Origin of the sequence: Halobacillus litoralis (genome assembly GCF_009856445.1) — a bacterium.
In the GTDB taxonomy this organism is placed as follows: Bacteria; Bacillota; Bacilli; order Bacillales; family Halobacillaceae; genus Halobacillus; species Halobacillus litoralis.
Genome location: NZ_WMFA01000012.1, coordinates 81,436 through 91,679 on the forward strand (window position 1 = coordinate 81,436; position 10,244 = coordinate 91,679).

A 10,244-nucleotide genomic window follows, 5' to 3' on the forward strand; every position below is an offset into this window, starting at 1 on the left:
CCGATTGCGCACTTATAAAAAGTGCGCTTCGTTGTTGTTTGAAAGGTTTAGAGAGAAGGTGTTGTTTTGGACAGTATAAAAAGGTATTTACGATTTGTGCAGCCCTACAAAGGGAAAATTATTCTCACCGTCCTTATAGGAATCGTTAAATTTTCTATCCCTTTGTTAATGCCGCTCATTATTAAATATGTCATAGATGATATCATTAATGCGGAAGATATGACGCAGGCAGAACGGCTGGATCAATTGCTGCTCATTTTAGGAGGAGCTTTTCTCATTTTCCTCATTCTGCGGCCGCCTATTGAATACATTAGGCAATACTTGGCGCAATGGATAGGGAGTAACATTTTATATGATATTAGAGAAAAACTTTTCGACCATATTCAACGTTTGAGTTTACGCTTTTATTCTAGAACAAAAACAGGAGAAATCATCTCCCGCGTCATTCATGATGTAGAGCAAACGAAAACATTCGTAATCACAGGCCTTATGAATATTTGGCTCGATATGTTCACCATTGTTATTGCCATCATTATCATGTTGACGATGGATCCTTGGCTTACATTGGTGTCTATTGCTTTGTTCCCTTTTTACGGCTTTGCGGTCAAATATTTTTACGCAAGGTTACGAAAGCTTACGCGCGATCGTTCACAGGCCCTTGCTGAAGTACAAGGTCACTTGCATGAACGTGTACAGGGGGTTCCTGTGACCAGGAGTTTCGCTTTGGAAGATCATGAACAAGAACAATTTGATGTGAAGAATAAGAATTTCCTGGATAAAGCGATCACCCATACTAACTGGAACGCTTACACCTACTCTGTAACGAATACGATTACAGATCTTGCGCCATTGTTAGTCATTGCTTTTGCAGGTTACCAAGTCATCACAGGTTCTCTAACCGTTGGTACAATGGTTGCGTTTGTCGGCTATATGGATCGTGTATATAATCCGCTGCGCCGCCTCGTCAATTCCGCGACAGTGCTTACACAATCCATCGCCTCCATGGATCGTGTTTTTGAATTTGTGGATGAAAAATATGACATTGTCGATAAACCGGAAGCGAAGAAAATGGAACACGTGAGAGGCGACGTCAAAGTAGAGGATGTCTCCTTTCGATACGATGAAGAAGATCCGCTCGTCCTTAAAAATGTCAGCCTGGACATTAATCAAGGAGAAACCATCGCTTTTGTCGGCATGAGCGGGGGTGGGAAGTCGACCCTTATTAGTTTGATCCCTCGATTCTACGATGTCACTTCAGGTTCCATCTCTATTGATGGAATAGATATTAGGGACTTTGAAGCAAGATCTCTCAGAGATAACATTGGCATGGTGCTTCAGGACAATATCCTCTTTAGTGAATCGATCGCGATGAATATACGAATGGGTAATCCGGATGCCACGGATGAACAGATGGTTGAGGCTGCGAAAGCGGCGAATGCCCATGATTTTATCATGAATCTTCCGAACGGCTACGATACGTTGGTCGGTGAAAGAGGTGTGAAGTTATCGGGTGGTCAAAAACAAAGGGTGGCAATCGCAAGGGTATTTTTGAAAAACCCGCCGTTACTCGTTTTAGATGAAGCGACTTCTGCTCTTGATTTGGAAAGTGAGCATCTCATTCAAAATGCTCTTGAACGATTAGCTTCTGAACGGACAACGTTTATTGTGGCTCATCGCCTTTCTACCATCACCCATGCGGACCGGATTGTCCACATCGAGAATGGTGAAATCGTAGAAGTCGGCTCCCACCAGGAGTTGATGAAGAAACAAGGCCATTATTACGACCTGTACCAAGTGCAGGAGCTGGATGATCCTAAAGAAGAATATATGGGAACGTAACGAAAAGCTCAAGGTTCAGTACCTTGAGCTTTTTTTGTTCTGTCATGATATGGTTTTCAAAAATATGTGTTACCGAATGGATATCTTTAATGGTAGTAGAGATCAAAAAGGCGAGTATGTCTGACATACTCGCCTTTAGGTGTTTATTTTTCTGTTGTTTGGATAAAGTCATCCTGGTGGTGTGCCTGGTAACTTTTTAATAATTTTTTGAGTCGCTCTAACTGATAGTGGTATTCCATCAATTGTGAAGCAAGGGGGAGGAAGATCAGTTTATCAGGATTGTTGCTTTTTTGGTAAACGCTCATCAGGCGTTCAACAAGCAAAGGAATGTCGGGTTCTTCAATGCGTCTTAATGATTGTTTATGAGTATTTTTTATGCGGCCTTTAAGACTTAGTATTAATTTTTCATGTGCATTGATTAACTTATCAAGCTCTTGTACAACGGCATCTTGAAACTGTTCTGGAATTTGTTCAATTTTGTGTTCCAACCGATAAAAAGCCTTCAAGACGTCGAAGGATTTTTTAGTGGTTGTTATCAACTGACGGAAGAGCACCATTTTTCTTCCTTTAGAAAAGTGACTCCCTTTGAAATAGGTTCTTTCTTCTGAATATAGAAGATAGGTATGGTCAATCCAACGCATATCGTCCTGAATCCTTGTAATTTCATATTTAAGGGCAGGTTCATCGGATAAGTTTCTTGTGGTCACTCTCAGCCACTGCAGAATATCATTTGTTGCTCGGTCAATTTTTGTAAACAGCCTTGTTTCATACCGTGGGGGAAGAAAAACAAGGTTGACGATAAATGCCGCGAGAATCCCGAGCAGCATGGAGGCGAACCTGGAACCTGCAAAGTATAAAAAGGTTTGGTCCGTCGAGTCCATCAGGGCAATGACAGCTACTACAGCCAGGGCAATCGTGTTTTCGTTCATTTTTAATGTCGTTGTCAATCCTATGACAAGAATGATCGCAAATCCTACGATGAATGGATCGTTGCCCAGAGTGAAAACGGCAACAATGGCAATCAACGCACCGATGGTGTTTCCTTGTACTTGCTCAATGATGGATTGATAGGACCGATAAATGGAAGGTTGAATGGAAAAGACGACAGCGATCGCAGCGAGTAGAGGAGAGACAAAACCGACCAAGTGACCGATATAAAGGGCTATCCCTACTGCTAATCCTGTCTTCATCATTCGTGCGCCTAGTTTCATGGAAGACATCATCCTTTAATCTGAAAAATTTGAACAAAAGAGCATTCAAAAGAGACTTTCCTAATAGAAAGCCGGATGTCCCCATTATACATCATTTGATAAGAAGGAGAACAAAAGAAAAAGCTTATGCGTAATCCGCATAAGCCAAAGGGGAACCAGCCTAAGCTGGAACCATGAAAAGGGAAAGAAATGAAACAAAGATCATAATTCGTGGGAATATTCAGAATTATGTATTTATAATAGCATGAACATTTCATATAATCAACTAACGAAGAAGAAAAAGCAATAAAAAATCTCCCCTGTGCACAGGGGAGAGGGGTGGTTAGTCGTTAGCCATGATCCTGAATGTCTTTTCGACAGCTGTTAGTGTTTGGTCGATATCTTCATCTGTATGAGCGGTGGTCAGGAACCAGGCTTCATATTTAGATGGGGCGAGATTGATTCCTTCAGCAAGCATGAGCTTGAAGAAGCGGGCGAATCGGTCACCGTCCGTATTTTCTGCCTGCTCATAGTTTTCGACTTTTTCATCTGTGAAATATACGGTCAATGCGCCTTTCAAGCGATTGATTTGAATTTCCACGCCGTGTTCTTCCGCATGTTCTAGAATTCCTTTTTCCAAACGGGCGCCGAGCCTGTCCATTTCTTCATATACGCCGTCTTCTTGAAGGACCTCTAGACAAGCGATCCCTGCAGACATGGAAGCAGGGTTTCCTGCCATCGTCCCCGCCTGGTAGGCTGGACCTAATGGAGCGACTTGCTCCATAATATCCGCGCGGCCGCCGTAAGCACCAATCGGGAGTCCGCCGCCGATGATTTTACCCATCGCTGTCATATCCGGCTCTATATCTAAGAGTTGCTGAGCGCTTCCGTATGTAAAACGAAAAGCAGTAATGACTTCATCATAAATAACTAAAGCTCCCGCCTTATGTGTCAGCTCATTCACTTCCTGAAGGAAACCTGGTTTAGGTTCTACAATTCCGAAGTTTCCTACAATCGGTTCGACAAGAACTCCAGCGATCTCATCACCGAATTTTTCAAGGGCTTCTTTGAATGGTTCGATATCATTGAAAGGGACCGTAATTACATCCTGGGCAATCGATGCAGGGACGCCTGCTGAATCCGGGGTACCTAAAGTTGATGGACCGGAACCTGCAGCTACAAGGACCAAATCAGAATGCCCGTGGTAACATCCGGCGAATTTGATGATTTTGTTTCTGCCCGTATAAGCGCGAGCAACTCGGATAGTTGTCATGACAGCTTCTGTCCCTGAATTGACGAATCTTACTTTATCCAATGAAGGAATGGCTTCTTTAAGCATTTTAGCAAAGCGGTTTTCGAGGACGGTTGGTGTTCCGTACAACACACCGTTCTGTGCAGCTTTGGTTATGGCCTCTGTAATATGTGGATGCGCATGTCCGGTAATGATCGGACCATAAGCTCCTAAGTAATCGATATATTCATTTCCGTCGACATCATAGAAATGGGAGCCTTCCGCTCGTTCCATATACACCGGAGTTCCGCCTCCTACGCCTTTATAGGCGCGGGAAGGAGAGTTGACGCCCCCTACGATATGTTCTGTTGCTTCTTTATATAAGTGTTCCGACTGATTGATATTCATCATTTGCCTCCTAAACAATCCTTTTCACTGTTCATTGTAGCATGCTTGTCCATCATGATTCACAAAGGTGCTCCCCGGGCGGTAACCCAGGAAGCAGCCTTTGAAAGGTTCCTTCACTCTAGAGCGTTGAAACAGTAGTCCGATCGATTACGAGGAAAGTAACACTGAGCGCACTTATGCCTCAGTGCGAGCTGTTTTTAGTATAGGAATGCTGCACCAACGATGATTAGAAGGATGAAAAGAACAACGATTAGCGCAAAGCCTCCACCATATCCGTAACCCATTCACAATTCCCCCTTTCCATTGTTTACTGTATCTTATGCAGACTTCCATTCGCGGGCTGTGCGTTCGCCCGGTTTTGTATGAAAAATGGACCTTCAACCAGTTCAGTCTTAAATGAGGTATGGCATAAAAGACTCTTTGTTTTCATATGAAAAAGTAGGGCTTGTTTACTCGTTTTTAAAGGGGCTTATCTTATCTATGGTTACAATCATTATTTCTACACTTTCCCTCGCACTTATTGGAGTAAGTCTCCGTCAGATTTTTAACTCCCTAGAATTTGAACACAAAATCTTTTCTGTCCAACTCTTTGTGTCCATTATGATGTTATATACGATTGTCATGGTTGGTTTTGGAATTATTTATGCTGCCCTGATTCTCCAAGGGATAGAGGTTTATAAGGCAGACGTCCCGTTTACCCAAGATTACTGGATTCACGATATGCTAAGGAGTGTTTACTTTAGCGGGGTGACTTTATTTACAGTCGGTTACGGAGATCTAACGCCAGTAGGACTCGGGAAATGGATTGCCATCATCGAGGCGATGGTAGGGTATACGCTTCCCGCTGCCCTTGTTGCGAAAGTTTGGTTGAAGCATAAAGAAGAGCGCTGAAGTTGGAAGTTTGTCTATATTTGAGGTAACCTAAGTGGTAGAAACCATTTAGGAGGGTCTTATTATGACAGTTGAAAAAGGAAAACAAGTACAAGACTTCACATTACCAGCGAACAGCGGCGAATCCGTATCCCTTTCTGATTATAAAGGGAAGAACGTAGTCCTTTATTTTTACCCTAAAGACATGACTCCTGGTTGCACGACAGAGGCTTGCGATTTCCGCGATCATCATGAAAGTTTCGAAGACCTGGATGCCGTTATTTTAGGTGTCAGCCCTGATCCGGTGGAGTCTCATGAAAAATTCATAAACAAGCATGACCTGCCATTCCTTCTGCTTGCTGATGAAGATCACCAAGTGGCTGAGCAGTTTGGTGTTTGGAAACTGAAGAAAAACTTTGGTAAAGAATATTATGGTATTGAACGTTCCACTTTTATCATCGATAAAGAAGGCAAACTTGCTGAAGAATACCGTAAAGTTAAAGTTCAGGGGCACGTCGAATCAGCTCTAGAGTATATTAGAGAAAACCTATCATGAAATCAACCGAGCCATAGTCTACAAGTGACTATGGTTTCTTTATCATCTAATATAGAAGAAAAGGGGGAGGAGATGAATTCATGAAGATCGTTTCTGCCATTAAAAGAGTTCCAGATGAAATCCAACTGAGGCTTCAAACACGTTTTCCTGAGGCCGCCTTTATTTTCTGTCACGGGATGGGGGAAGCCAAATATTACCTCGAGGAAGCGGATGTCTTCATTACATACGGCGAAGACTTGGATAGAGAAAAGGTCCAATCAGCCAAGAAGCTGAAATGGATTATGGTCTTATCTGCAGGAATGGATCGGATGCCTTTTGATGAGATTGCTGAAAGAGACATTCTTGTAACGAATGTAAGAGGCATCCATGCACAACCTATGGCAGAGTATGCCATTTCTATGTTGCTGCAAGTCTCCCGTAAGGCAAAAACGCTTATTCAACAAGAGGAGAAAGCAGAGTGGAGCCGACGACCTGTAATGAATGAAATAAGCGGTCGTACAATGGTTCTTCTTGGGACGGGGGCCATTCAACAGGAAGTTGCCCGTTTAGCCAAAGCCTTTCAAATGAAAACGATTGGAATATCCAAGTCAGGGAAAAAGAAACCGCATTTCGACCAGACTTTCCCGGTGCAACAATTGGAACTCGTCCTTCCTCTTGCGGATTTTGTTGTGGCTGCTCTTCCGAGTACCCCGGAAACGAAATATCTACTTGAGGAGAAGCATTTTAAAGAAATGCCCAAGCGTGCTATCTTTCTCAACATGGGAAGAGGCGACTTGGTTTCTTCCGATGTGATACTAAATGCAGTACTTCAGAAAGAAATTTCACACGCGGTCCTTGATGTTTTTGAAGAGGAACCTTTACCTGAAGATCATCCGCTCTGGCAGGAAGAAAATGTAACGGTAACACCGCACTTATCAGGGATCTCGCCTCACTATGTTTCGCGAGGGTTTGATCTTTTTGAAAAGAATCTATCTGTTTTTATAAGTGGAGAAGGAGAATTACGAAATATTATTGATCCAAAACGGGGGTATTAAGATGAGGATTTACACACGTTCGGGGGATAAAGGAAAAACATCTTTAATTTATGGTCAACGTGTAGCTAAAAATGATATCCGGGTAGAGGCTTATGGCACATGTGATGAAGCAAACTCAATGATTGGTCTTGCTCTCAGTCATTTGAATCATGAAGATTGGACGGATAAGGAAGCTTTTCTACACACTTTCCAGAAAATCCAGACGGTCTTATTCCACGTCGGCGCAGAACTGGCTACACCTAAAGGGAAAGATGTGATGTGGAAGCTGAAAAAAGAGCATATTGATGAGTTGGAAAAACAAATTGATGAATGGGATCAGTCCCTTGAGCCATTGAAGAATTTCATCCTGCCTTCCGGGCATCAGGCATCAGCTGCTCTTCACCTTGCTCGTACAGTGGTCCGCAGGGCAGAGAGGATAACAGTGGCGCTGGAAGATGAATTGGAGAACCAGTTGGTTGTGTCTTATTTAAATCGACTATCGGATTTTCTCTTTGTAGCAGCTCGTTATGTAAATCGTCAACTTGGAGGAACAGAGACACCCCTGGATCCTGATGTATGAGGCTCGACTTTTTGAGCAGTGCTTTATATTGACAATTCCTTAAAGAAAAGGTTACACTAATTGTAAGGATTCTAATTTAATAATATTATAAATCAAGAATCAGTTTATGAAAGCGAGGTGCATGACCGTGTCAGACTATCGACTCCAAGATGCCATTGATACATTGAAAGGCTCTGGTGTACGAATTACTCCACAGCGTCATGCGGTGCTTGAATACCTGCTGAATTCTATGACTCACCCAACAGCTGATGAAATTTATAAAGCATTGGAAAGTAAATTTCCGAACATGAGTGTAGCCACGGTTTATAACAATCTCCGTGTATTCAGGGAAATCGGACTCGTACGGGAACTGACTTACGGTGATTCTTCAAGCCGCTTTGATTGCAATACCAGCGATCACTATCATGCAATTTGTGAATCATGCGGTAAAATCGTTGACTTTCACTATCCGAGTTTGAACGAAGTGGAATCATTAGCTGAACAGGTGACTGGATTTAATGTAAGTCATCATCGCATGGAAGTCTATGGAACGTGTACAGAATGCCAATCGAATAACGCTCACTAAAACTGGAAGCGCTAGGCTTTCAGTTTTTTTATTGATGAGCTGAATTATAGCTGAAAATAAAAAACTCCGCTGCGAACGCAGCGGAGTTTTTTGATTAAGTACAGTTGTTCCATATTTTTTTACTGGCCTTGAGTTTCCTTCTGATACCGCTTCTTATTGTATCTCTCATCAAAATCTTTTCCTTCTAAAGATTTGTCCATCGTCAAAGGTTGATCGCAATGCATACACGCATCCACACGACCAAGCATCTTGGTCGGTTTTTCACAGGATGGACAAATGATTTGTACGGTCTTTGTAGAAAGCATACCAATCCAGAAATAGACGACTGTACTTAGGCCGACAAATACCATGCCTAAGATCATGAATGTAGCCATGGCCCACATCACATCTTTGAATAACAACCCGATGTACATCACGCCGATGCCAAGGAAAATCAACCAGAAAGCAAAAGAACGAATCTTGTTGATTTTGCTGCTGTATTTTAACGCCACTCAGGGTCCCTCCTTACTATCTACCACGTAGTATAGCATATTTTCTTTAGGCAAATATAATAGGAAAAAAGGAATTTGCCTAAACATAGCGAATAAACACAAGGAAAGGGAAATTGAATGTGGGGGAAAGAGTATGGAAGATCTATTACGCCCGATTTATCAAGAAAAAGCCAGTCAGAGTAACACGCTGGGCATTCTTATATTAGAAAAGAAGAAACCAATCAGCCCTGTGACCGATAATTTTGATGTCATTCTATTCATCATTGTTCGGGACGCGGAGGAACTATGGTATGTGAAACATTATGAATTTGAAAATAAGTCAGCAGCGATGCATATAGTGGATGAAAAGCTTCTCCAGCATTGGATTGATACAAGTTCTTATCGTCGAGCTGTAGAATGGGTGATCAATGGCAACATCATTTTCGAGAGAAATGAGTATCTGACCAACCTGAAGGAACACTTGAGGGAGTTCCCTCAACAAAACCGCAATTTAAAGAAAGCCATTGAATTTGCTAAGTTGATTCGTAGTTATAGTGAATCCAAAGACTTGTTTGATTCCGAGCAGTACCTTGATTCTTATAGCCGCATGGTGAATTCTCTTCATTATCTAGCCCGGTTATCCATTATTGAAAAAGGTTTCCATCCAGAAGTGACAGTGTGGAATCAGGTGAAGCGGATTGAACCGGAGATCTATAAACTTTACCAGGAACTTATTGAAAGTGGTGAACCGACAGATAAAAGAATACAGTTGATGATTCTGGCTGTTGAACACTCGATTAGTAAAAGATCAAGAGCGAGTGCTCAGCATTTGTTGGAGTTGATGAATGAAAGGGAAGAACCCTGGTCGTTTGGAGAACTGAAAGTGCATCCTGAAATTCAGGAATATATCCTGGACTTATCTTCCATGATTGAATATCTTGTAGACCATGATGTCATTGAAGTTGTACCTCAGGATACGAAAGGGCCTCAAATCTTCCATAGAAGATACAAGCCTGTCGGGGAATATATGGATCAATAAAAAGATCCCCTCTTCTGAAAGGGAAACGGAAGAGGGGATCTTTTTGTAAAAAGTTATTGACGGAAGAAATCACCCCATGCTATATTAATAAGCGTCGCATTAAGAGAGCGACATCGAGCGTAATAAATTCATGAAAAAAGTTGTTGACACAAAACAACAGACATGATAAATTATTACTTGTCGCATTAAGAGGGCGGCAAGCCGCGAACGGCTCAAAAAAATAAATCACAAAAAAGTTATTGACATAAATAACTGGACGTGATACACTAATTGAGTCGCTGTTTTGAGCGGCAATCAAAACATTTGATCTTTGAAAACTGAACGAACCAACCAGTACGTCAAAACATTTCTTCTTTATAGAAGAGATTTGAAACAAAGCACATTCGGTGTGCAAATGAGCAAGTCAAACTTAACTTTTATGGAGAGTTTGATCCTGGCTCAGGACGAACGCTGGCGGCGTGCCTAATACATGCAAGTCGAGCG

11 protein-coding genes and 1 rRNA gene are annotated in these 10,244 nt (G+C 42.1%); 8 read left to right on the forward strand and 4 right to left on the reverse strand.

Annotated features, from left to right (window positions below):
* Positions 1-66 precede the first annotated feature (66 nt).
* The gene (locus GLW00_RS18270) at positions 67-1,839 is read left to right on the forward strand and encodes an ABC transporter ATP-binding protein (protein ID WP_160916485.1); all 1,773 of its coding nucleotides are present in this window, start codon (positions 67-69) and stop codon (positions 1,837-1,839) included.
* 143 nt (positions 1,840-1,982) lie between these two features.
* Here GLW00_RS18270 and GLW00_RS18275 read toward each other — a convergent pair whose 3' ends face one another.
* The 3 genes from GLW00_RS18275 to GLW00_RS18285 form a co-directional block, all read right to left on the reverse strand.
* Positions 1,983-3,050 carry an FUSC family protein gene (locus GLW00_RS18275; RefSeq protein WP_160916487.1) on the reverse strand — a complete coding sequence of 356 codons (1,068 nt, stop codon included), beginning with the start codon at positions 3,048-3,050 and terminating at the stop codon, positions 1,983-1,985.
* Positions 3,051-3,372: 322 nt separating this feature from the next.
* Positions 3,373-4,668, reverse strand: coding sequence for a glutamate-1-semialdehyde 2,1-aminomutase (locus tag GLW00_RS18280; protein ID WP_160916489.1), 1,296 nt, complete (start codon positions 4,666-4,668; stop codon positions 3,373-3,375).
* Between the two features lie 197 nt (positions 4,669-4,865).
* Positions 4,866-4,952: a YjcZ family sporulation protein gene (locus tag GLW00_RS18285; RefSeq protein WP_085030712.1), complete on the reverse strand. Its 87-nt coding sequence runs from the start codon at positions 4,950-4,952 to the stop codon at positions 4,866-4,868.
* Between the two features lie 196 nt (positions 4,953-5,148).
* Here GLW00_RS18285 and GLW00_RS18290 point away from each other — a divergent pair, with 196 nt between their 5' ends.
* The 5 genes from GLW00_RS18290 to perR all read left to right on the forward strand — a co-directional run bounded on the left by GLW00_RS18290 (position 5,149) and on the right by perR (position 8,252).
* Positions 5,149-5,559 (forward strand): potassium channel family protein, encoded by a 411-nt coding sequence (locus GLW00_RS18290; protein WP_160916491.1) that lies wholly within the window; start codon positions 5,149-5,151, stop codon positions 5,557-5,559.
* 64 nt (positions 5,560-5,623) lie between these two features.
* Complete coding sequence (gene bcp / locus GLW00_RS18295) at positions 5,624-6,094, forward strand: thioredoxin-dependent thiol peroxidase (RefSeq protein WP_089653776.1); 471 nt, start codon at positions 5,624-5,626, stop codon at positions 6,092-6,094.
* Positions 6,095-6,174: 80 nt separating this feature from the next.
* The gene (locus GLW00_RS18300; protein WP_160916493.1) at positions 6,175-7,128 is read left to right on the forward strand and encodes a D-2-hydroxyacid dehydrogenase; all 954 of its coding nucleotides are present in this window, start codon (positions 6,175-6,177) and stop codon (positions 7,126-7,128) included.
* Between the two features lies 1 nt (position 7,129).
* Complete coding sequence (locus GLW00_RS18305) at positions 7,130-7,687, forward strand: cob(I)yrinic acid a,c-diamide adenosyltransferase (RefSeq protein WP_160916494.1); 558 nt, start codon at positions 7,130-7,132, stop codon at positions 7,685-7,687.
* A 121-nt stretch (positions 7,688-7,808) separates the two neighbouring features.
* Positions 7,809-8,252 (forward strand): peroxide-responsive transcriptional repressor PerR, encoded by a 444-nt coding sequence (gene perR, locus GLW00_RS18310; protein WP_160916512.1) that lies wholly within the window; start codon positions 7,809-7,811, stop codon positions 8,250-8,252.
* Between the two features lie 119 nt (positions 8,253-8,371).
* Here the strand turns inward: perR and GLW00_RS18315 are convergent, their stop codons facing one another.
* Positions 8,372-8,743: a YgzB family protein gene (locus GLW00_RS18315; RefSeq protein ID WP_160916496.1), complete on the reverse strand. Its 372-nt coding sequence runs from the start codon at positions 8,741-8,743 to the stop codon at positions 8,372-8,374.
* A gap of 133 nt (positions 8,744-8,876) precedes the next feature.
* Here GLW00_RS18315 and GLW00_RS18320 point away from each other — a divergent pair, with 133 nt between their 5' ends.
* Together GLW00_RS18320 and GLW00_RS18325 are read left to right on the forward strand one after the other, a co-directional pair.
* Entirely contained in the window at positions 8,877-9,761 is an 885-nt protein-coding gene (locus GLW00_RS18320) for a nucleotidyltransferase-like protein (protein ID WP_160916498.1), read from the forward strand.
* Between the two features lie 415 nt (positions 9,762-10,176).
* Positions 10,177-10,244, forward strand: a 16S ribosomal RNA gene (locus GLW00_RS18325); the annotation flags it as partial.

Coding starts and splice junctions, on each gene's coding strand:
- bcp (WP_089653776.1), top strand. CDS start 5,624: ATGACAGTTGAAAAAGGAAAACAAGTACAAGACTTCACATTACCAGCG.
- GLW00_RS18305 (WP_160916494.1), top strand. CDS start 7,130: ATGAGGATTTACACACGTTCGGGGGATAAAGGAAAAACATCTTTAATT.
- perR (WP_160916512.1), top strand. CDS start 7,809: ATGACCGTGTCAGACTATCGACTCCAAGATGCCATTGATACATTGAAA.
- GLW00_RS18300 (WP_160916493.1), top strand. CDS start 6,175: ATGAAGATCGTTTCTGCCATTAAAAGAGTTCCAGATGAAATCCAACTG.
- GLW00_RS18320 (WP_160916498.1), top strand. CDS start 8,877: ATGGAAGATCTATTACGCCCGATTTATCAAGAAAAAGCCAGTCAGAGT.
- GLW00_RS18285 (WP_085030712.1), bottom strand. CDS start 4,952: ATGGGTTACGGATATGGTGGAGGCTTTGCGCTAATCGTTGTTCTTTTC.
- GLW00_RS18275 (WP_160916487.1), bottom strand. CDS start 3,050: ATGAAACTAGGCGCACGAATGATGAAGACAGGATTAGCAGTAGGGATA.
- GLW00_RS18280 (WP_160916489.1), bottom strand. CDS start 4,668: ATGAATATCAATCAGTCGGAACACTTATATAAAGAAGCAACAGAACAT.
- GLW00_RS18290 (WP_160916491.1), top strand. CDS start 5,149: ATGGTTACAATCATTATTTCTACACTTTCCCTCGCACTTATTGGAGTA.